Annotated in this window: 20 protein-coding genes; 12 read left to right on the forward strand and 8 right to left on the reverse strand. The window is 68.9% G+C overall.

The window, feature by feature from the left end:
- Positions 1-62 precede the first annotated feature (62 nt).
- From NWF24_RS31445 to NWF24_RS31455, 3 genes are all read left to right on the forward strand, one after another.
- Complete coding sequence (locus tag NWF24_RS31445) at positions 63-1,016, forward strand: LysR family transcriptional regulator (RefSeq protein ID WP_093076604.1); 954 nt, start codon at positions 63-65, stop codon at positions 1,014-1,016.
- A 66-nt stretch (positions 1,017-1,082) separates the two neighbouring features.
- Entirely contained in the window at positions 1,083-1,991 is a 909-nt protein-coding gene (locus NWF24_RS31450) for a DMT family transporter (protein ID WP_258351941.1), read from the forward strand.
- The gene (locus NWF24_RS31455; protein WP_258351942.1) at positions 1,988-2,932 is read left to right on the forward strand and encodes a glutaminase; all 945 of its coding nucleotides are present in this window, start codon (positions 1,988-1,990) and stop codon (positions 2,930-2,932) included. Before NWF24_RS31450 ends, NWF24_RS31455 begins: the two co-directional genes overlap by 4 nt.
- A 4-nt stretch (positions 2,933-2,936) precedes the next feature.
- Here NWF24_RS31455 and NWF24_RS31460 read toward each other — a convergent pair whose 3' ends face one another.
- Positions 2,937-3,923: an SDR family oxidoreductase gene (locus NWF24_RS31460; protein ID WP_258351943.1), complete on the reverse strand. Its 987-nt coding sequence runs from the start codon at positions 3,921-3,923 to the stop codon at positions 2,937-2,939.
- 95 nt (positions 3,924-4,018) lie between these two features.
- Between NWF24_RS31460 and NWF24_RS31465 the strand changes: the two genes are divergently transcribed.
- The 5 genes from NWF24_RS31465 (at position 4,019) to NWF24_RS31485 (ending at position 9,078) form a co-directional block, all read left to right on the forward strand.
- Positions 4,019-4,957, forward strand: coding sequence for a LysR family transcriptional regulator (locus NWF24_RS31465; RefSeq protein WP_258351944.1), 939 nt, complete (start codon positions 4,019-4,021; stop codon positions 4,955-4,957).
- Positions 4,954-5,445 carry a hypothetical protein gene (locus NWF24_RS31470; protein ID WP_093174833.1) on the forward strand — a complete coding sequence of 164 codons (492 nt, stop codon included), beginning with the start codon at positions 4,954-4,956 and terminating at the stop codon, positions 5,443-5,445. The genes NWF24_RS31465 and NWF24_RS31470 overlap by 4 nt, the downstream gene beginning before the upstream one ends.
- A gap of 179 nt (positions 5,446-5,624) precedes the next feature.
- Positions 5,625-6,662, forward strand: coding sequence for an aliphatic amidase (locus tag NWF24_RS31475; RefSeq protein WP_258351945.1), 1,038 nt, complete (start codon positions 5,625-5,627; stop codon positions 6,660-6,662).
- Positions 6,659-7,477 carry a CbbQ/NirQ/NorQ/GpvN family protein gene (locus NWF24_RS31480; RefSeq protein ID WP_258351946.1) on the forward strand — a complete coding sequence of 273 codons (819 nt, stop codon included), beginning with the start codon at positions 6,659-6,661 and terminating at the stop codon, positions 7,475-7,477. The genes NWF24_RS31475 and NWF24_RS31480 overlap by 4 nt, the downstream gene beginning before the upstream one ends.
- Complete coding sequence (locus NWF24_RS31485) at positions 7,474-9,078, forward strand: nitric oxide reductase activation protein NorD (RefSeq protein WP_258351947.1); 1,605 nt, start codon at positions 7,474-7,476, stop codon at positions 9,076-9,078. Before NWF24_RS31480 ends, NWF24_RS31485 begins: the two co-directional genes overlap by 4 nt.
- On the opposite strand, the gene NWF24_RS31490 is transcribed toward NWF24_RS31485, so the two are convergent.
- Entirely contained in the window at positions 9,065-9,955 is an 891-nt protein-coding gene (locus NWF24_RS31490; RefSeq protein ID WP_258351948.1) for a LysR family transcriptional regulator, read from the reverse strand. The genes NWF24_RS31485 and NWF24_RS31490 overlap by 14 nt on opposite strands.
- Positions 9,956-10,061: 106 nt before the next feature.
- Between NWF24_RS31490 and NWF24_RS31495 the strand changes: the two genes are divergently transcribed.
- Positions 10,062-10,256 carry a DUF1127 domain-containing protein gene (locus NWF24_RS31495; RefSeq protein ID WP_258351949.1) on the forward strand — a complete coding sequence of 65 codons (195 nt, stop codon included), beginning with the start codon at positions 10,062-10,064 and terminating at the stop codon, positions 10,254-10,256.
- A gap of 18 nt (positions 10,257-10,274) precedes the next feature.
- A complete protein-coding gene (locus NWF24_RS31500; protein ID WP_258351950.1) occupies positions 10,275-11,942 on the forward strand; it encodes a hypothetical protein in 1,668 nt (555 codons plus the stop codon).
- Here NWF24_RS31500 and NWF24_RS31505 read toward each other — a convergent pair.
- The 3 genes from NWF24_RS31505 to NWF24_RS31515 are packed head-to-tail and all read right to left on the reverse strand — an operon-like array spanning position 11,926 to position 14,341.
- Positions 11,926-12,537, reverse strand: a complete 612-nt coding sequence (locus tag NWF24_RS31505) for a uracil-DNA glycosylase family protein (protein ID WP_258351952.1) — start codon at positions 12,535-12,537, stop codon at positions 11,926-11,928. The genes NWF24_RS31500 and NWF24_RS31505 overlap by 17 nt on opposite strands.
- A 6-nt stretch (positions 12,538-12,543) precedes the next feature.
- On the reverse strand, positions 12,544-13,374 hold the full coding sequence (locus NWF24_RS31510) for an isocitrate lyase/PEP mutase family protein (RefSeq protein ID WP_258351953.1): 831 nt from the start codon (positions 13,372-13,374) through the stop codon (positions 12,544-12,546).
- A 49-nt stretch (positions 13,375-13,423) separates the two neighbouring features.
- On the reverse strand, positions 13,424-14,341 hold the full coding sequence (locus NWF24_RS31515; RefSeq protein WP_258351954.1) for a LysR substrate-binding domain-containing protein: 918 nt from the start codon (positions 14,339-14,341) through the stop codon (positions 13,424-13,426).
- 127 nt (positions 14,342-14,468) lie between these two features.
- Here NWF24_RS31515 and NWF24_RS31520 point away from each other — a divergent pair, with 127 nt between their 5' ends.
- Positions 14,469-15,335, forward strand: a complete 867-nt coding sequence (locus NWF24_RS31520; RefSeq protein ID WP_258351955.1) for a fumarylacetoacetate hydrolase family protein — start codon at positions 14,469-14,471, stop codon at positions 15,333-15,335.
- Between the two features lie 33 nt (positions 15,336-15,368).
- Positions 15,369-15,986, forward strand: a complete 618-nt coding sequence (locus NWF24_RS31525; RefSeq protein ID WP_258351956.1) for a VOC family protein — start codon at positions 15,369-15,371, stop codon at positions 15,984-15,986.
- Positions 15,987-15,998: 12 nt separating this feature from the next.
- Here NWF24_RS31525 and NWF24_RS31530 read toward each other — a convergent pair whose 3' ends face one another.
- From NWF24_RS31530 to NWF24_RS31540, 3 genes are read right to left on the reverse strand one after another with little or no spacing between them, the layout of a single operon-like run.
- The gene (locus NWF24_RS31530) at positions 15,999-17,384 is read right to left on the reverse strand and encodes an L-serine ammonia-lyase (protein WP_258355388.1); all 1,386 of its coding nucleotides are present in this window, start codon (positions 17,382-17,384) and stop codon (positions 15,999-16,001) included.
- The gene (locus tag NWF24_RS31535) at positions 17,381-18,571 is read right to left on the reverse strand and encodes a M20 aminoacylase family protein (RefSeq protein ID WP_258351957.1); all 1,191 of its coding nucleotides are present in this window, start codon (positions 18,569-18,571) and stop codon (positions 17,381-17,383) included. Before NWF24_RS31535 ends, NWF24_RS31530 begins: the two co-directional genes overlap by 4 nt.
- 20 nt (positions 18,572-18,591) lie before the next feature.
- Complete coding sequence (locus NWF24_RS31540) at positions 18,592-19,932, reverse strand: DUF3100 domain-containing protein (RefSeq protein ID WP_258351958.1); 1,341 nt, start codon at positions 19,930-19,932, stop codon at positions 18,592-18,594.
- Positions 19,933-19,998: the final 66 nt, after the last annotated feature.

Raw genomic sequence — 19,998 nt, forward strand, 5'->3', positions numbered from 1 at the left:
CGTCAGGAAAATCTGTTTGTTTCGTACGGTGCGTATAGAAAATCCATACACTCCCCGCCACCATGCGCGCCATCTCCCAGACCTTCCGCTGTTTCGACGAAGTGGCCCGCCGCGGCTCGGTGCGCAAGGCCGCCGAGGCGCTGCATCTCACGGCTGCAGCCGTGCACCAGCAGGTGCTCAACCTCGAGGAACAGGTCGGCACGCCGCTGTTCGACCGGCTGCCGCGCGGCATGCAGCTGACCACGGCGGGCGAGATCATGGTGGCCGCCGTGCGGCGCGGGCAGCGCGACTTCGACAACGCGATGGCGCAGGTGGAAGACCTGCGCTCGCTGCGGCGCGGGCACATCAACCTGGCGGTGTCGCATTCGTCGGCCGAGCAGCTAGTGCCCGAGGTCATCGAGGCGGCCATGAAGAACTACCCGGGCGTGACCTACAGCGTGCGCTCGGGCAGCGGCGAGAACATCCTGAAGTGGGTGGCGAATGGCGAATCGGACATCGGCTTCTGCCTGCGCCGCAAGCCGCCGCCCGGCGTGGAGGAAATCCGCGCGTTTCCGCAGCACCTGGGCCTGGTCACGCCGCCCGGCCATCCGCTGGCGGCGCTTGGCAAGCTGCCGCGGCTGCGCGACTGCCTGGACCACCCGCTGATCCTCATGACGCCCGACACCGAGCTGCGCGCCATGGTCGACCAGATCGACCACCGCGAGCACCGAAAGGTGCGCCCACTGGTGGAAACCAGCTCGGTCGCGATGGTGCGGCGGCTGGTGGCCGGCGGCACGGGCATCGGCTTTCTCATTCCCGAGAACGTGGCCGAAGACGTGGAACGCGGCACGCTGGTGTGGACCGGCCTGGCCGACGCGGGGGCGCGCTCGTTCAGCTGCCTCTACCAGCGCGCGGGTCAGACCACGGCGGTGGCCATGGGCATGTTCCTGCAGTTCCTGGAGGCTGCGCTGCTGGCCATCGAAAAGCGCTTCGAGCAGCGCGCGCCGCTGCCTTCGCTGACCGCGTTCGCACAATAAACACGCCGGCACGATACGATCATCGGATGAATTCAGCGGCAATCCGCCGCGACTGACCGGCCCCGAATGATCCAGCGCAAGACCCACCTCGACTCCCTCGCCATCGGCCTGCTCATTGCCTGCTGCGCCTTCTGGGGCCTGCAGCAGATCCTCATCAAGACCACCGTGGCCGAGGTGCCGCCGATGTGGCAGGCCTCGATCCGCATGGTCGGCGCCACGGTGCTGCTGTGGCTGTGGTGTGTATCGCGAGGCGTGTCGCTGTTCGAGCGCGACGGCACGCTGTGGCCCGGTTTGCTGGCCGGCCTGCTGTTCTCGGGCGAGTTCGCCGGCATCTACCTGGGGCTGCAGCACACCAGCGCCTCGCGGCTCACGGTGTTTCTCTACACCGCGCCTTTCTGGGTGTCGCTGCTGCTGCCGCGCTGGGTGCCGGCCGAGCGGCTGCGGGGCTTCCAGTGGCTGGGGCTGTTCATTGCGTTCTCGGGCGTGGTGCTGGCCTTCAGCGAGGGCTTCGGCCACATGAGTTCGTCTCAACTCATCGGCGACGGAATGGCTCTCGCGGCCGGCATGCTCTGGGGCCTGACCACGCTCACGCTGCGCACCACGCGGCTGGCCACGGCCAGCGCGGAGAAGACGCTGTTCTATCAAGTGGCGGTCACGGCGGCGGTGTGCCCGGTGCTGTCGCTGGCGCTCGGCGAGCACTGGGGCTTTTCGTATTCCGCATGGGCCTGGACCTCCATCGGCCTGCAGACGGTGGTCGGCGCCTTCGCCAGCTACCTCGCGTGGATGTGGCTGCTGCGGCACTACCCGGCCACGCAGATGTCGTCCTTCACCTTTCTCACGCCGCTGTTCGCGCTGGTGTTCGGCGTGGTGCTGCTGAAGGAGCCGCTCACGGCGCAGCTGATCGTGGCGCTGGCCGGCGTGGCGCTTGGCATCGTGCTGGTGAACCGGCGGCCTGCGGTACAACGCTCGGCATGAGCAAGACCACAACGAACTTCCAGCCCGTTCTCGACGAGATCGTCGCCACGCTGCGTCCGCAGCTCGGCCAGGGCGGCACCGTCGCGAGCTACATCCCGGCGCTCGCCCGCGTGGACGCGCGGCAGTTCGGCATCGCGCTGCGTACCTGCCAGGGCGAAGAAGCCGGCGCGGGCGACTTCGAAACGCCCTTCTCCATTCAAAGCGTGTCGAAGCTCTTCACGCTCACGCTCGCCATGCAGCGCATGGGCGACGCGCTGTGGGAGCGCATCGGGCGCGAGCCATCGGGCAATCCGTTCAACTCGCTGGTGCAGCTGGAGAACGAACAGGGCAAGCCGCGCAACCCGTTCATCAATGCCGGCGCCATCGCGGTGGCCGACCGGCTGGTGAGCCAGGCGAAGGCCACCGGCGGCAGCGCCAAGGCCGACATCCTTGCGCTCATGGGCAGCCTGTGCGGCGAGCCCATCGGCTTCGACGACGAAGTGGCGCAGTCGGAGGCCGACACGGGTTTTCGCAACGTCGCGCTGGCCAACTTCATGAAGAGCTTCGGCAAGATCGACAACGACGTCGCGACTGTGCTCGACACCTACTTCCACCAGTGCTCGCTGCGCATGAGCTGCCGGCAACTGGCACGCGCCGCCGCTTTCCTGTGCCGCGACGGGGCGCATCCGATCGACGGCGAGCCCGAGATCACGGGCGAGCGGCAGACGCGCCGCATCAACGCGCTGATGCTCACCTGCGGCACCTACGACGCGGCGGGCGACGTGGCCTTTTCCATCGGCCTGCCCTGCAAGAGCGGCGTGGGCGGCGGCATCGTGGCGGTGGTGCCCGACCGGCTCACGCTGTGCGTGTGGTCGCCCGCGCTCGATGCCACCGGCAATTCGCTGCTGGGCATGAAGGCGCTGGAGCTGTTCGTGGCGCGCACGGGGCTGTCGGTCTTCTGATCGATCAGGCTGCCACGGCCACCGGCGCCGTGGCCAGGCTGCCCATGCCTTCCAGCGCGGCCTCCACTGCCTCATCGAGCGGCGTGTGCGGCTCGCGGCCGAGAAAAGCCACCAGCTTCGTGTTGTCCATGCCCACGGGCGTTTGCCACAGGTAGTGCATCTCGCGCATTTCGCGGAAGGTGGTGACGAAGGGCGAGGCCAGCGTCAGCAGCCACCACGGGAAGGCCGACACACTCACCTTGGCGCCGGTGCGACGGGACACCACCTTGCGGATGGCGTCGCTCATGCGCGTGCCGTCGGCGTCCCAATGGCCGGCCATGTGGAAGCGGGCAAAGGCTTCGAGCCGGTCGCGCCGCGCCAGCAGCTCGACCATGGTGCGGGCCACGTCCGGCAGGTACGACCACTGGTGGCCGATGCCGGCGCGGCCGGGATAGCTCACGCCCTTGACGGGCTGGCCCGCCTTCACCAGGCCCTGCGAGAACCAGTTGTTGCCGGCCTTCGGTCCGAAGAAATCGCCGGCGCGCACGATCAGCACGCGGGCACCCTGGCGGCTGGCGTCTTCGAGGCGCCTTTCCATCTCGACGCGGATCGCGCCCTTGCGCGTGGCCGGATGCTGCGGCGAGTCTTCGGCCAGCAGCGGGAAGGCATCGGGGCCGAAGTTGTAGACCGTGCCGGGCAGCACGATGGTCGCGCCTTCGGCCTTCGCGGCGGCAATGGTGTTGTCGAGCATCGGCAGCACCAGCTCCGACCAGCGGCGGTAGCCCGGCGGGTTGACCGCATGCACGATGACCGAGCAGCCCTTCGCGGCCCGCAGCACGGCCTGCGCGTCCATCGCGTCGCCGGCCAGCCAGGTTATGCCGTCCCTGCGCCCTTCGACTGCGCCGCGCTTCAGTGCGCGCACCTCCCAGCCCGCGTCGCGCAGCTGGTGGGCCACCTCGCCGCCGATGCCACCCGTTGCGCCAAGAACCAGAACCGTGTCGTTGCGTGCCATGAAATGCTCCAGAACAGTTGTCGATGGAGGAATTCTGGGTTCGGCGGGGTTCAATTGGAATTGCCGAACATGAGCTATCAGCCATACATTTATGTATGACTTCGAACATCGGCTGGGAGCTGTACCGCTCCTTCCTCGGCGTGCTGCGCGAGGGCTCCCTCTCGGGCGCGGCTCGCGCGCTCGGCATCACCCAGCCCACTGCCGGGCGCCACGTGGCGGCGCTCGAAGAGGCGCTGGGCGTGGTGCTCTTCACACGCTCGCAGACGGGGCTGCTGCCCACCGAGGTGGCGCTGTCGCTGCGCGCGCACGCCGAGGCCATGGAAAGCACCGCCGCCTCGCTGGAGCGGGCCGCCAGCAGCCAGGGCGAAGGCGTGCGCGGCGTGGTGCGGGTGTCTGCCAGCGACGTGGTCAGCGTCGAAGTGCTGCCGCCCATCGTGGCGCGGCTGCGCGAGGCGCATCCGGCGCTGAAGGTCGAGCTGGTGTCGACCAACCGCGTGCAGGACCTGCTTCAGCGCGAGGCCGACATCGCCGTGCGCATGGTGCGGCCCAGGCAAGAGCAGCTGGTGGCGCGCCGCATCGGCAACATCGAGCTGGGTTTCCATGCGCACGAAAACTACCTCGCCCGCCACGGCACACCGCGCAAGCTGGATGAGTTGGCCGCGCATGCGTTGATCGGCTACGACCAGCCCACGGCCTTCGTGCGCAACGCGGGCAAGTCGCTCAAGGGCTTCACGCGCGACACCTTTTCGCTGCGCACCGACAGCGACCTCGCGCAGCTGGCGCTGATCCGCGCCGGCGCGGGCATCGGCATCTGCCAGGTGGCGCTGGCCAAGCGCAACGCTGCGCTGGTGCGGCTGATGCCGCGCACCTTCTCGCTAAAGCTCGACACCTGGGTCACGATGCACGAAGACCTGCGCAACAGCCCGCGCTGCCGCGCCGCCTTCGACGCGCTGGTCGAAGGCCTCTCGCTCTACATCGGCGGCCCTGCGGCAGAGGCGAAAATGTCCCTCGCCAGACCAACGACACCCGAATGACCGACCCGACAGACTCCGACACCCTCCCCCTGCAGGAAGACCGCCTCTGGCGCGACGACCGCTGGACCGCCCGCATCATCAAGAACGAGGAAGACGACGGCTGGGCCGTCGAGATGACCCGCCACGGTGACCCCGAGCCGGCATTGGTCGGCCCCTGGACCATGGGCCGCGACAAGAAGAACCCGAAGCCGCTCGACGGCCCCGCCTTTTCCACGCTGGTGAAGACCGCCGCCGAAGTCATCCGCCGCCACGAGCAGCAGCTGCACGCCACGCTCAACAAGAGCGTGACCGTCACCGCGCGCAACGACCAGCGCATTCGCGTGGCCCTGAGCATCGTGCCCGACGAGGACAACCCCTCGGCCACGCTCACCGCCTATGACGACGCCGACGACTCCGAGCTCGCCAGCGTCAACGTGTCGCCCGCCTTCAGGCTCACCGCCTCCAGCGCCACCGCCTGGATCGAATCCGGCTACGCACGCCCCCGCTGAACGGAGCACCCACCGCAATCAGCGAAATGACGTATGTGCAGCCCGCGCTGAGTTGAGAACAATCGGCTTCGACGACACGAACCCGTTGCACCGCAGACAGACAGGCCCGAACCGGTTGAACCCCGGTTCGGGCCTTTTTTGTTTGTTTTCTTTCTCAATCATCCTTCAGGAGCAGCGTCATGAGACATGGTGATATTTCGAGCAGCAACGATTGCGTAGGCGTCGCGGTCGTCAACTACAAGATGCCCCGCCTGCACACCAAGGCCGAGGTGCTGGACAACGCCCGCAAGATCGGCGAGATGCTGGTCGGCATGAAGAAAGGCCTGCCGGGCATGGACCTGGTGATCTTCCCGGAGTATTCGACGCACGGGATCATGTACGACGCCAAGGAGATGTACGACACAGCCGCCACCGTGCCGGGCGAGGAAACCGCGATCTTTGCCGACGCCTGCCGCCGCGCCAACGTGTGGGGCGTGTTCTCGCTGACCGGCGAGCGCCACGAGGAGCATCCGAACAAGGCGCCCTACAACACGCTGATCCTCATGAACAACCAGGGCGAGATCGTCCAGAAGTACCGCAAGATCATGCCGTGGGTGCCCGTCGAGGGCTGGTATCCGGGCGACTGCACCTACGTCAGCGATGGCCCCAAGGGCATGAAGATCAGCCTGATCATCTGCGACGACGGCAACTACCCCGAGATCTGGCGCGACTGCGCGATGCGCGGCGCCGAGCTCATCGTGCGCTGCCAGGGCTACATGTACCCGGCCAAGGAACAGCAGATCATGGTGTCGAAGGCCATGGCCTTCATGAACAACACCTACGTGGCGGTGGCCAACGCGGCGGGCTTCGACGGCGTGTACTCGTACTTCGGCCATTCGGCGCTGATCGGCTTCGACGGCCGCACGCTCGGCGAATGCGGCGAGGAAGAGATGGGCATCAACTACGCCGAACTCTCGATGGGCCTGATCCGCGACGCGCGCAAGAACGGCCAGTCGCAGAACCACCTTTTCAAGCTGGTGCACCGCGGCTACACCGGCACCATCAACTCCGGCGACGGCGACAAGGGCGTGGCGGCCTGCCCGTACAACTTCTACACGAGGTGGATCAACGACCCCGAGGGCACGCGCGAGATGGTGGAGTCGTTCACGCGCAGCACGGTGGGCACGCCGGAGTGCCCCATCGAGGGCATTCCGAACGAGCCGGCCCAGCACCGATGAACGCGGCGGTTCCCGATCCGCTGGCCGCCTACCGCATCGAGACCGAGCCCTTCTACCGGCCCGCGGGCAACGAGGTGGCGCTGTACCGGCAGGCGTACCGCCACCGCATGCCGCTGATCCTGAAAGGCCCGACCGGCTGCGGCAAGACGCGCTTCGTGGAGCACATGGCCTGGGCGCTGGGCCGGCCGCTGGTCACGCTGGCCTGCAACGAAGACATGACGGCCTCCGACCTCGTCGGGCGCTACCTGCTCGACGCCAACGGCACGGCCTGGCACGACGGGCCGCTGACACTCGCCGTGCGGCACGGCGGCATCTGCTATCTCGACGAGGTGGTGGAAGCGCGGCAGGACACGACCGTGGTGATCCACCCGCTGACGGACGCGCGGCGCATCCTTCCGCTCGACAAGAAGGGCGAGTTGGTGCACGCGCACCCCGACTTCCAGCTGGTGGTGTCGTACAACCCCGGCTACCAGAGCAGCGCGAAGGACATGAAGCCTTCGACGCGCCAGCGCTTCGCGGCGCTGGAATTCGACTACCCAGACAGCACGCTCGAAGCGGAGATCGTGGCGCACGAGGCCGCCATCGAGCTCGACCTCGCAGCGAAGCTGGTGGCCATCGCGCGCTGCTCGCGCGAGCTGAAGCACCGGGGGCTCGACGAAGGCGTGTCGACGCGCATGTTGATCTATGCGGGCGTGCTGATCCGCGACGGCGTGACGCCGCGCGAGAGCTGCGAGATGACGATGACGCGCGCGTTGACAGACGACCCCGACATGGCGAGCGCGCTTCAGGGCTTTGTCGAAGCACAGTTCGGATGAACGCTGCGTTGTCGCTGCTGGCCCGTGGCCTCGCCGGCATCGATGTCGAAGTGCAGGCGCTGGCCGGAACGCGTGCCGTGCTCACCGGCAAGCGCCTGCTGCTGCCCGAAGGCGCGGGCGAAGAACGCCTGCGCCGCGCCATGGTCGCGCATGCGGTCGCGCACCTGCGCCACTCCACGCCCGCCCGTCCGGCGCGTGCGCTCAAGCCCATGGGCATCGCGGTGGTCTCGGCCATCGAGGACGCGCGCGTCGAACGCCTGCTGTGCCGCGACTTCCCCGGCTTGCACGGTTGGTTCGTTGAATCGCTGGCACCCGTGCCCGACCCGCTGGACCTGAGCTTCGCGGCGCTCATCGCCCGCATGGACCGCGTGCTGATGGTGCCCGCGTGGCAGGACGACAACCACTGGGTCAACAAGGCGCGCCGCCTTTTCGACGAAACCATCGCGCATGCCGGCCTGGAAAGCTACGACGCCTTCCGCGCCGTCGCCTCCATCCTCGCCAACGACCTCGGCCAGATGCGCGTGCGCTTCGAGCCCCGGGACTACACCGTGCCCGCGCCCTACCGCGACGACAACAGCTACCTCTGGGATTTCGGCGAGGCCGATACGCCGCCGGATGAGGCCATCGCGCTCCAGCAATCGGGCGCGCGGCCGCCACCGACCATGGGTACATCCAACGCCACGGACGAGGCGATGGAACTGGGCCGCTACACCTACCCCGAATGGGACCGCAAGCTGGAACGCCTGCGCCCCGACTGGTGCACGGTGATCGAGAAGCTGCCCGCATGGCAAGGCCTCTTCACACTGCGCGAGCAAGCCACGGCCGACAGCAAACGCATTCCTCCGCTTGCCCTGCCGCGCGCACGCCATCTCGACCGCACGCACCGGCTGCGCCGCCAATGGGAAGGCGACGACATCGACCTGAACGCCGCCATCGAAGTGCTGACCGACCGCCGCCTGCGCCTGCAACCCGACCCGCGCCTGTTCATGCGCCCCGGCAAGGGCCCGCGCCCATCGAGCCTGCTCGTGCTGCTCGACCTCTCGGCGTCGGCGAACGATGCGGGCCCGCACACCGTCTCGCTGCTCGACATCGAAAAGCGGGCCGCCCTGCTGCTCGCCGCATCGAACACGCAAGGCATCGACCGCCTCGCGATCCATGGCTTCTCGTCGAACACGCGCACCGAGGTCTATTACTACCGCCTGCTCGACTTCGGCCAGCCGCTCGACGCCGCATCGCGCGCCACCATCGATGCGGTGCAGGGGCGCTACTCAACGCGGATGGGCGCCGCGTTGCGCCATGCGACCTCGCATTTGCGCGGCGAGCCCGCGGGCCAGCGCGCGATCCTTCTCGTGACCGACGGTGCACCTTCCGACATCGACGTGCACGACCCCCGGTACCTGATCGAAGACGCCCGCCAGGCCGTGGCCGAAGCGCGCGAAGCCGGTGTGCACACCACCTGCATCGCGGTGGACGGCGCGGCCGATGCCTATGTGCGCCGCATCTTCGGCTGGCGCAACCACGGCATTGCCGACGACGTGCGCACGCTCCCCCGGCGCCTGGCGCGCATGAGTGCCCGGCTCGGGATGCTCAGGCCTGGCTGAACGCCGTCAGCACCTTCAGCACGCTCAGCGTCGCGCCGTCGAGCATCGCGTGCTGGCGATGCGCAATGCCCACGCGGCGCGTGAGCTTCGGGCTCACCGGCAGGATCTGCATGCGGTCGTTGCGCCCCGTGTCGGTGGACTGCTGCAGCGGCAGCAGCGCGGCGCCATAGCCGGCCGCCACCAGGCTGCGCATGGCCGCGTCGTAGTTGAGCTCGATGCGCGCGCGCGGCGCAAAGCCGGCATCGGCGAACCACTCCATCGTGAGCTGGTACATGTGCGTGGTCGCCTCATTGAAGATCAGCGGCTGCGTCGCCAGCCAGGCCGGCGTGACGCGCTTGGGCGCCTTCCAGCGCTGCGGCACGAAGGCCATCATGGGCTGCTCGCACCACGGCGTGACGACGATGCCGCGCAGCGGCGGCTGCGGAATGGCGACCAGGCCGATGTCGAGCGTGCCCGCCGCCAGCCGCTCCATGGCCTCGTAGGAGCCGCGGATGCTCACTTCGACGTCGATGCCCGAATGCTCCTCCCCCAGCGCTTCGAGCACCTGCGGCAGCAGGTCGACCAGCACGCCGGTGGAGGTGCCCAGGCGCACGCGGCCCACGCGCCCTTCGGCCTGGCGCTTGACCGCCTCGACGGCATCGTCGGTATCGCGCAGCAGCTTGCGTCCGCGCTCGACCAGCGCCGCTCCGGCGGCCGTGGGCGTGATGCGCCGGTTGCCGCGCACCACCAGCGGTGCGTCGAGGCGCGATTCGAGCTCGCTGATGTGCAGGCTCACCGTGGGCTGCGCCAGGTGCAGCGCCCTGGCTGCCGCCGAGAAGGTGCCGAGGTCGACGATGGCGATGAGGGTGCGCAGTTGATCGAGGTTGAGCTGTCGCATCGGGTCGCCTCAGTATCAGTAAAGGTGATGAGAAGTGTCAGGAATCTCAACTTCCACAATAGCATGCGTCGCCGGAAGATGAGCGCTCCCAACCAAGGAGCCCATCGTGACCGCGCCCAAGCCATCGTCTTTTCATCAACGCCTGATCCATGCCCTGCGCGGCTGGCGCCGCCGCGTGGTGAACAGCCGCCGCGCACGCGCCGACTCGCGGCAACTGGCCAGCATGAGCGACCACGATCTGCGCGACCTGGGCATCGGGCGCAGCGAAGTGCCCGAGCTGCTGGACCGCCATCGGCACTGATCAGGTTCTGCGCCCGATTTGAGGTTCAATTCGGGCGTGCCCAAGCCTGCTCTCCTTTCCATAGAACTCACCTCGCCGCAGTCGGTCAACGGCCGGCGCGCGGCCTTTCAATCGCTCTGGCTGCTGGTGCGCATGCAGCATGCGCACGACACCGGCGCCGGTGTCGTGCGGCTGGCCGACCTGCGCGGCGAAGTGTCCGACGCCAGCACCTTGCGCATGGTCGTGAGCCGCGCGTTCCGCGACTTCAAGGCCTGGAACATCGAGGTCGGCTGGGGCGAAGACACGCAGCGCGAGCCCCGCTTCCTGAATGCCGAGCGGCGCAGCCAGGGCCCGTTCTGGCTGCCCGCCGCCGAGGCGAAGCGCGTGCGCGTGCTGGTGCAAGGCCGCGCGGCCACGGCCGCCGAAGTGGCGTCGTTCCTCGGCCTGCGTTCGCGCAAGCCGCAGGCCGCCGGCTCGCCGCCACCCGATGCTGTGCATTTGCAGGACGCGGCCTTCTGGAAGCAGCTTGTCGCCTCGCAGCAGGCCGCGCGGCAGGGCCGGCTGATGGCGCCGGTGGCAGGCGGTAACGGCAACGGAAGCGCGCTCGAATCGATCCGCCTCGCCGGCACGCTGGCAGCCACCGACTTTCAGCGCGCGCTGGTCACGCTCAACGAGGCCATGCTGTGGCGCCGGCTCGGCGACAACGAGCAGGCGCGCAGGCGGCTGCAGGCGCTGAAGAAGCAGCGGCTCGCGCATCACGTGGCAGGCAACGACTACCTCGGTGCGATGGAATGCATCGTCTCCGCATGGTGTGCCTACACCGCGCGCGACCTGCCGCTGGCGCAGTCGCTGCTGGGCGGCATGGCCGAGGACGCAGCGCGCGGGCTGGTGCTGCGGCACCACCCCGACGTGCGCTTCGAGTGGTGCAACCTGTGGGCGCTGGTGTGCCGCTCGCGCGCGCTGGCGCTGTCGGCTGAAAACAAGCCGGCCGCCGCCGCGCTGGCCGAAGAATCATTGCGCCGCTTCGGCGAGGCGCTGGCCGCAGCCTTCGAATCGCACTCCTTCGACGCGGCGCAGCACGTGGCCGCCAACATGGGCATGGCCGCATGGCTGTTCGATCGCGTGGGCTTGTCCGATCTGCCCGCGCTCGCGCACGATGGCAAGGCCGACACCACGCGCCGCGCGGTGCAGTGGATCGCCTTCAGCGAATGGCTCTGCGGCCACACCGACGGCCAGGGCCGCTCGGCGTGGAACGCGATCTACCTGATGCGCATCGCGCGCGGCAACTGCCGGCCAGAGAAGCAGCCCACGCTCGCGCAGTTCCGTGCGCAGAAGCCGCTGGACCCAGCCGCCATCTCGAAGCTGGCCGGTCCGCTCGCCGATGCCTTCGACGCGACGAACTGGCCAGCGCGCTGGGTCGACGTGGCGCAGGCGCGGCTCGCCGACCACCAGGCGGGGCGCCGCCGCTACCCAGGGCTGCAGCACTGCAGCCTGCTGTTCGAACACGCCTGGTATGCGGCGCATGCGGGCGACCTGAAGGCGGCGGAACAGTCGCTGGGCCTGTTGCGCGAAGCGTTGCCCCAGTTGGTGCCGAGCGACCGCGCGTACTTCACCGAGTCGTGGAACGACGCGCTGCCGGCCGAGCTGGTGCTGGAGGCGAAGCCGCCGCGCCGGCCCGCGGCGCGGCGCACTAAATCGGCGCCCTAGTTGCAGGCGGCGATGGCGTGGGCGAAAACAGCGCTTCCCGCACCCGCTCGCGCAGCACCGGCAGCACATCGCTCTCGAACCACGGGTGGTGCTTGAACCAGCCTGTGTTGCGCGGCGACGGATGCGGCAGCGGAACAAAACGCGGCGCGTAGTCGGCAAAGGCCTCCACGGTCTCGGTGACGCTGCCACGCGCGGTCTTGCCGAGAAAGTGGCGCTGTGCGTACTGGCCGATGAGCAGCGTCAGTTCGACCTGCCGCATCTGCGCGAGCAGCCGTTCGTGCCACAGCTCGGCGCATTCCTTGCGCGGCGGCAGGTCGCCGCTGGCACCACGCCCCGGGTAGCAGTAGCCCATCGGCACGATCGCAATGCGCGTCGCGTCGTAGAACACGTCGCGACCAATGCCGAGCCATCGGCGCAGCTGCTCGCCGCTCTTGTCGTCCCACGGCACGCCCGTGCGGTGCACGGTCATGCTGGGCGCCTGGCCGATGATCAGCAGCCGGGCGCTCGCACTGGCCTGCACCACCGGCCGCGGGCCCAGCGGCAGATGCACCTCGCATGCGCGACAGGCGCGGATCTCGGCGAGCAGTGCATCCACGGTGCCTCAGCCGGCGAACGGGCGGAAGAAGGCGTTGAGCTCGGCGCCCGGTGCGGCATCTGCAAAGCCATCGAAGCGCCCCCGGTCGGCCAGCGTGCGCGCGGCGCGGATGAAGCCGCCCCAAGCCGCGCGCGCCATGCCGCCGCCCACGCTCACGCGGCGCACGCCGAGCCCGGCGATGTCCTGCATCGTGAGCTCGCTGGCCGCTCCCACCAACAGGTTGACCGGCTTGCCTCCTGCGGCAGCGACCACGGCGGCGATTTGCTCACGAGTCTTGATGCCGGGCGCGTAGAGGCAATCGGCGCCCGCGTTCGAGTAAGCCTTGAGCCGCGCGATGGCGTCGTCGAGGTCGGGACGCCCGGCAAAGAAGTTCTCGGCACGGCCCACCAGCAGCACGTCGGCGCCAGATGCATCGATGGCCTTGCGCGCGGCGCGCATGCGTTCGACCGCCACGTCGATGGCAAAGAGCGGATCGGCGGCATTGCCCGTCGAGTCTTCGATGGACAGACCCGCCACGCCTGTCTCGATTGCAAGGCGCACGCTCTCGGCCACGCCCTGCGCATCGGCGGCAAAGCCGTTCTCGAAGTCGGCGTTCACCGGCAGGTCGGTGGCCTCCACCAGTTCGCGCAGGTGCGCCAGGATAAGTTCGCGCGACATCGCCCCATCGGCCTGACCCTGCGACCACGCGAAGCCCGAGCTGGTGGTGGCCAGCGCCTTGAAGCCTAGGCCTTCGAGGAAGCGCGCGCTGCCCGTGTCCCAGGGGTTCGGAATGACGAAGCAGCCTTGTTCGTGAAGGGCGCGGAAGTCGGCGCGTTTTTCGGCGACGGAACGGGTCATTGCAGTGCCTCGGTTTGCTTTGCGGGAGTTGGAACGAAAGAAGGGTCGGTCAGGATAAGCCTGTCCGCGCGACAGCCTCGCCCGGCGGGTTTTGCAGCAGGTAGTCGATGAAGGCGCGCACCGCCGGCAGCATGCCGCGCCGGGAAGCGAACGCGGCCTGGATCTCGCTGGTCGCGCAGGCCCATTCGCCGCACACGCGCACCAGGCGGCCTTCGGCAATCGCATCGCGGCACATGATTTCGGGCAGCAGCACCAGGCCCATGCCCTGCTCGGCGAGGTGCCTGAGCGCGAACATGTCGTCGGTGACGAAGTGCGGCGTGAAGCCGAACTCCTGCACCTGCGCGCCGCGCTCCAGCGTCCAGCGGTAGCGGTCGTTCTCCGCGGGCAGCGACAGCACGGGCCATGCGGCCAGGTCGGCAAGCCCCTGCGGCGCGCCAAGCTGCGCCAGCAGCGCGGGGCTGGCCAGCAGCACGTCGACGGTGGAGCCCAGCGGCCGGGCGATGAGGCTGGAGTCCTCGAAGGGCGGGCGCCGCACGCGCAGCACCACGTCGATGTTCTCCTGCATCGGATCGACGCGCCGGTTGCTCACTTCCAGCTGCAGCCGCACGCCGGGGCAGGCACGCATGAAGGCCGGAATCAGCGGCGTGAGCCAGAACTGCGCGAGCGTGAACGGGCAGCTCACGCGCAGCAGGCCCTGCGGCTGCGAGGTGGCCTGGCGCAGCACGTCGAAGGCCTCGTCGCCCGCCGCCACCGTCGCCTGGCAGCGCTCGTAGAACTCGCGGCCCACGCCGGTGAGCAGCAGGCGGCGCGAACTGCGCTGCAACAGGCGCACGCCCAGCCGCTCCTCGAGCTGCGAGATGCGGCGGCTCAGGCGCGACTTGGGAATGCCCAGGTGGCGGCTCGCGGCGCTGAAGCCCTGCTGCGTCACCACGTGGGCGAAGAGCGCCAGATCGTTGAGGTCTTCCATGTCTCTCGTTCTGTTTTTCGTTCCACTGGCAGAACGATCCGTTCATGCCGGGCGAATTGTTCTGCGTTCGTTCCACCAGCATCATCGATCGCACCCCCTCGGTCAACCACCCGTTCCAGCACACGCCATGAAACTCGCCAGCTTCCACCACCGCGACACCCTTCGCTTCGGCGTGGTCCGAAATGAGGAAATCGCCGACCTGACGGAGCAGCCCGGCGCGCCGCGCGGGCTGCGCGAACTCCTCGCGCGCGGCGACGAAGGCATGGCGTGGCTGCACGCCGTGCTGGCGGAAGCACCCCGCGTGGCACTGGCCGGCGTGCGGCTGGCGGCGCCCATTCCCGCGCCGCAGAAGTTCCTGGGGCTCGGCGGCAACTACGCCTCGCACCTGGAAGAGGCCGCGAAGCTGGGGCTCGTGCGGGCGCCGGGCCAGGTGTGGTTCAACAAGCAGGTGTCGTGCGTGGCCGGCCCCTTCGACGCGGTGCACAAGCCCCGCGTGTCCGACCAGTTCGACTACGAGGGCGAACTCGGCGTGGTCATCGGCAGGCGCTGCCGCCACGTGCGCACGGAAGACGCGATGGCCATGGTCGCGGGCTACGTGGTGGTCAACGACATGAGCGTGCGCGACTGGCAGATGCGCGCGCCCACGCACACGCTGGGCAAGTCCTTCGACACGCACGGCCCCTTCGGGCCCTGGCTGGTGACGCGCGACGAGATTGCCGACCCGCATGCGCTGCGGCTGCGCACCTGGGTCAACGGCGAGCTGCGGCAGGACGGCAACACCGCGCAGATGATCCACCGCATTGAGGCCATGCTGGTCGAACTGAGCACCGCCTTCACACTGGAGCCGGGCGACGTGCTGAGCACCGGCAGCCCCGCGGGCGTGGGCGGGCTGATGGAGCCGCCGTGCTATCTGGTGCCGGGCGACGTGGTGCGCGTGGAGATCGAAGGCATCGGCCACATCGAGAACCGTGTGGTGGCCGAGCCTGCTGACTGAGCGTTGCGCCCCCAAAGAAAGAAGGAGACACCCATGAACGACATCGCAAGCCCGGTGCGCCCAGTGCGCCCGCTACCCGACTTCACGCGCACCGCGCTGAGCCCCGTCAAGCTGGCGCACGTGGTGCTGCGCGTGAGCGACCTGGCACGTTCGCGCGCCTGGTACCTCGACGTGCTGCAGGCCCATGCCGCGTTCGAGAACGAGATGCTGTGCTTCCTGACCTACGACGACGAGCACCACCGCATCGGCCTGATCGCAGGACCGGAGCTGAAACACGAAGCCGATGCGAGCACGGGCCTGGAGCACATCGCCTTCACCTACGGCTCGCTCGGCGAGTTGCTGGCCAACCATCGCCGCCTGGCCGCGCGCGGCATCCGGCCCTACTGGTGCATCAACCACGGGCCGACCATCTCGATGTATTACCGCGACCCCGACGGCCACCGGCTGGAGTTGCAGCACGACGTGTTCGAAACAGCCGAGGAAGTCAGCGCCTTCTTTGCCAGCGGCGCCTATGCCGAGAACTTCATGGGCGTGGTGTTCGACCCCGAAGCGCTGGCCGCGCGCTTCGAGGCCGGCGAGCCGCTGGCTTCGCTCACCGCGCGGCCCCGGCTGCCGACGGGCAAGGAGCCGTGGGACATGTTCGTGCCCTGAGCTTCGGCGCGCTCAGCACTCCACCACGTTCACCGCGAGGCCGCCGAGCGAGGTTTCCTTGTAGGTCGACTTCATGTCCTCGCCGGTCTGCTTCATGGTGCGGATCACGGCGTCGAGCGACACGTAGTGGCTGCCGTTGCCTCGCAGCGCCATGCGCGCCGCGTTGATGGCCTTCACGGCGCCCATCGCGTTGCGTTCCACGCAGGGGATCTGCACCATGCCGCCGACCGGGTCGCAGGTCAGGCCGAGGTTGTGCTCCATGCCGATCTCGGCCGCGTTCTCGACCTGCGCCGGCGTGGCGCCGAGCACCGCGGCCAGCGCGCCGGCTGCCATCGAGCAGGCAACGCCGACTTCGCCCTGGCAGCCAACCTCGGCGCCCGAGATCGATGCGTTGGTCTTGTAGAGCATGCCGATGGCCGCCGCGGTGAGCAGGAAGTCGACGATGCCTTCGTCGCTCGCCTGCGGCACGAAGCGCTGGTAGTAGTGCATTACCGCGGGCACCACGCCGGCAGCGCCGTTCGTGGGCGCGGTGACCACGCGGCCGCCGGCTGCGTTTTCCTCGTTCACCGCCATGGCGAAGGCATTGACCCAGTCCATCACCGCGAGCGGGTCGGCCGCACCGGCTTGCGCCAGCAACTCGCGGTTCAGCTCGGGGGCGCGGCGGCGCATGCGCAGCGGGCCGGGCAACGCATGCGCGGCCAACGGGTTGTCAATGCCGAAGCCGCGCTGCACGCACTGCTGCATCACGCCCCAGATGCGCAGCAGGCCGCTGCGCACCTCGGCTTCGGGCCGCCACACGCATTCGTTGCGCATGACCAGCGCGGCCACCGACAGGCCGCTGTCATGGCATTGCGCCATGAGTTCGTCGCCGGTGGTGAAGGGATGCGGCACGGCGGAAGCAGCCGCCACCGTCGCGGCCACGGCCTGCCCGCCTTCGACGACGAAGCCGCCGCCGACCGAGAAGTACGTGCCCTCGGCCAGCGTGCCGCCATCGGCCGCGAAGGCCGTGAAGCGCATGGCGTTGGGGTGTTCGGGCAGCGACTCTTCGCCGCGAAAGGCGATGTCGCGCACGCGGTCGAATGCGATGGGCGTGGTGCCCAGCAGGCTCAGCTGGCCGGTGCGGCGAAGCGCTTCGAGCCGCGGCTGCACGGTCTCGGGCCGCACCGTGTCGGGCGCGTCGCCGAAGAGCCCGAGGATCACGCCCTGGTCGGTCGCGTGGCCGTGGCCAGTGGCGCCGAGCGAGCCGAACAGATCCACATGCAGCCGCGCCACTTGCGCGAGCACGCCGCGCCGCTCGAGCGACTGCGCGAACAGCAGCGCCGCGCGCATGGGCCCGACGGTGTGCGAACTGGACGGGCCGATGCCGATCTTGAAAATGTCGAAGGCGGAGAGCATCAGCGCATCATGCTCTCGTCCGTTGATGCCGGCAGCTGCTGTTTGACCAGCGCCACCCAGTAGGCGGCACCCAGCGGCAGGATGGCGTCGTTGAAGTCGTAGTACGGGTTGTGCACGTTCGGGTCGTTCGGGCCCTCACCCGCGCCAATGCCGATGTAGGCTCCCGGGCGCTTCTGCAGCATGAAGGCGAAGTCTTCCGAGCCCATGGCGGGCGGGATGTCGGTGTGCACCTGCTCGCGCTCGACCAAGCTGGCCGCAGCGGCGATGGCGGCGTCGGTCTCGGCAGGCGTGTTGACCACGCCGGGATAGCCGCGGCGGTAGTCGAGCGCCACCCTGGCGCCGTGCGTGACCGCAACGCCGTCGCAGATCTGCTGCATGGCGGCCTGAGTCTGGTCTTGAATGACGGGGTCGAGCGTGCGCACGGTGCCGCGCAGCACTACGGTTTCAGGGATCACGTTCCAGGTGTCGCCACCGTGGATTTGCGTGACGCTCACCACGGCCGAATCGGTCGCGCCGGTGCGGCGGCTCACGATGGTCTGCAGTGCGTTCACCAGCTGGGCCGAGACAACCACCGAATCGATGCCGGTCTCGGGCATGGCGCCGTGGCTGCCCTTGCCAGTAATGACGATCTCGAAGGTGTCGAGAAAGGCCGTCATCGTGCCCTTGCGGATCGCGAACCGGCCACGCGGCAGGGCCGGAAAGTTGTGCATGCCGTAGACGGCGTCGGCCGGGAACTGCTCGAACAGGCCCTCTTCCACCATCACGCGGCCGCCGCCCTCGTTTTCCTCGGCGGGCTGGAACACGAAGTGCACCGTGCCCTTGAAGGGCTTGTGGCGCGACAGGTGCTCGGCCGCGCCGAGCAGCATGGCGGTGTGGCCGTCATGGCCGCAGGCGTGCATCTTGCCGGCGCACTTGGAGGCGTGCGCTTGCGTGCCCAGCTCCTGCATGTTGAGCGCGTCGAGGTCGGCGCGCAGCGCGATGCTCGGGCCCTCGCCGTTCTTCAGCGTGCCGACCACGCCGGTGCCGGCCAGGCCGCGATGCACCGTCAGGCCCATCAGCATCAGCGCGTTGGCGACGACGTTGGCGGTGCGGTGTTCCTCGAAGGCGGTCTCGGGGTTGGCGTGGATGTCGCGGCGCCAGCTCAGCATGCGGGCGCGGGTGTCTTCGTCGATGTCGGGGTCGCGGTACATGGCAGTTCTCTCGTGGGTTGTCAGTGGAAGAATTCGGCGATGAGGGTCGCACCGAGGAAGGTGCCAGCCGTGGCGGTGAGCGACACCACCACGATGCGCCAGCCCAGCTGGCGGAACACCGGCAGATCCTTCGCGACGGAGAAACCGGCCAGCGCCAGCACCGGCGTCGTGAAGGCGAGGAAGTTGAGCTTGGCGGTGATGGCGATGAGCGCGTCGGAGAACGGAAACAGCCCCGGAATGCCCACCACCGTGGCCACCACCGACAGCACCAGCACCATCGGCAGGCGCGGCATGAGGCGCTTGATGCCCTCGACCACCAACGCGATCGCCACCACGGCAGCCATGCCTTCGAGCGACACCAGCATCGGCACCTTGTAGGTCAGCGAATTGCCGATGAGCACGCCGCCGCCCACCACCGCCCAGGCGATGAGCGTGTCGCGCAGTGGCAAGGCACCGCCATGCGCCACGCTGACCTGCGACATGGCGCCCGTGCCTGCCGAGTCCTGCGCGCCGCGCTTCGAGAAGCGGCCCAGCACCGGCTCCAGCTTGCCGTAGAGCCACGAACACAGCGGCAGCGACAGGAACAGCGTGAAGTAGAAGCCCGCCACGGTGGTCAACAGGTTCGACGCGGCAGCGATGGCGGTGAGCTGCGGCAGCATCTCGGCCGGCTGCTGCGCGGCGATGGCGCCCAGCGCGGCGGCCATCAGGCTGCCCGAGCCCACGCCGGCGCCCATGGCCAACGAGCGCGGATCGAAGATGTGCAGGCTGGCAATGAAGCCCGCCAGCACCGCGATGAAGAGCGCGCCCAGCACCGTGCCGGTGATGTACTCGGCCAGCACGCCGCGGCCTTCAGGCGAGGCCATGCCGTACTTCTCTCCGATGATCACGAGGTTGCCCTCGCGGCCCACCGAGAAGGTGGCGCCCACGGCTTCGCGCTTGATGCCCAGCAGCAGCGCCAGCGGCAAGCCGAGGGCCAGCGTACCCAGCGCATGGCCGAACTCCTGGAACAGCAGCGCCCAGCCGGCCTGCTTGACCTGCGGCAGCGCGGCGCCGACCGTGAGGCCCAGCTTCACCACGAACAGCAGCAGGCCCGCATTCAGCAGGCCGCCGGCAAACGACTGCTCGGCGGTCGCCACCCGCGCCACGCCCGGCACACGGCTGTGCGCGATGCCCCACGCAGCCGCGATCAGCAGCGCCCACAGCATCGGCAGCAGCGCCACCTTGCCCGGGCCGACGCTGAACTGCACCGGGCCGATGAGCTCGGCCACGGCCACGATGGCCAGCGTGACGAGCGCGAGCCTGAGTTTTCCGGAGGCGCTGGAGGGCGCGGCGGCTGCAAGAACGGAAGCGGCAGAGGTCATGTGTGGGGCGTCTTTTCGTGGCGCAGTACCTGCGGGGTGCCGGCGAGTTTCTGCTTGTAGGTCTAT

Source organism: Variovorax paradoxus (assembly GCF_024734665.1).
GTDB lineage: Bacteria > Pseudomonadota > Gammaproteobacteria > Burkholderiales > Burkholderiaceae_C > Variovorax.

Coding starts and splice junctions, on each gene's coding strand:
- NWF24_RS31515 (WP_258351954.1), bottom strand. CDS start 14,341: ATGGAAGACCTCAACGATCTGGCGCTCTTCGCCCACGTGGTGACGCAG.
- NWF24_RS31535 (WP_258351957.1), bottom strand. CDS start 18,571: ATGTACCGCGACCCCGACATCGACGAAGACACCCGCGCCCGCATGCTG.
- NWF24_RS31490 (WP_258351948.1), bottom strand. CDS start 9,955: ATGCGACAGCTCAACCTCGATCAACTGCGCACCCTCATCGCCATCGTC.
- NWF24_RS31470 (WP_093174833.1), top strand. CDS start 4,954: ATGACCGACCCGACAGACTCCGACACCCTCCCCCTGCAGGAAGACCGC.
- NWF24_RS31540 (WP_258351958.1), bottom strand. CDS start 19,932: ATGACCTCTGCCGCTTCCGTTCTTGCAGCCGCCGCGCCCTCCAGCGCC.
- NWF24_RS31510 (WP_258351953.1), bottom strand. CDS start 13,374: ATGACCCGTTCCGTCGCCGAAAAACGCGCCGACTTCCGCGCCCTTCAC.
- NWF24_RS31445 (WP_093076604.1), top strand. CDS start 63: ATGCGCGCCATCTCCCAGACCTTCCGCTGTTTCGACGAAGTGGCCCGC.
- NWF24_RS31465 (WP_258351944.1), top strand. CDS start 4,019: ATGACTTCGAACATCGGCTGGGAGCTGTACCGCTCCTTCCTCGGCGTG.
- NWF24_RS31460 (WP_258351943.1), bottom strand. CDS start 3,923: ATGGCACGCAACGACACGGTTCTGGTTCTTGGCGCAACGGGTGGCATC.
- NWF24_RS31450 (WP_258351941.1), top strand. CDS start 1,083: ATGATCCAGCGCAAGACCCACCTCGACTCCCTCGCCATCGGCCTGCTC.
- NWF24_RS31525 (WP_258351956.1), top strand. CDS start 15,369: ATGAACGACATCGCAAGCCCGGTGCGCCCAGTGCGCCCGCTACCCGAC.
- NWF24_RS31520 (WP_258351955.1), top strand. CDS start 14,469: ATGAAACTCGCCAGCTTCCACCACCGCGACACCCTTCGCTTCGGCGTG.
- NWF24_RS31480 (WP_258351946.1), top strand. CDS start 6,659: ATGAACGCGGCGGTTCCCGATCCGCTGGCCGCCTACCGCATCGAGACC.
- NWF24_RS31475 (WP_258351945.1), top strand. CDS start 5,625: ATGAGACATGGTGATATTTCGAGCAGCAACGATTGCGTAGGCGTCGCG.
- NWF24_RS31455 (WP_258351942.1), top strand. CDS start 1,988: ATGAGCAAGACCACAACGAACTTCCAGCCCGTTCTCGACGAGATCGTC.
- NWF24_RS31485 (WP_258351947.1), top strand. CDS start 7,474: ATGAACGCTGCGTTGTCGCTGCTGGCCCGTGGCCTCGCCGGCATCGAT.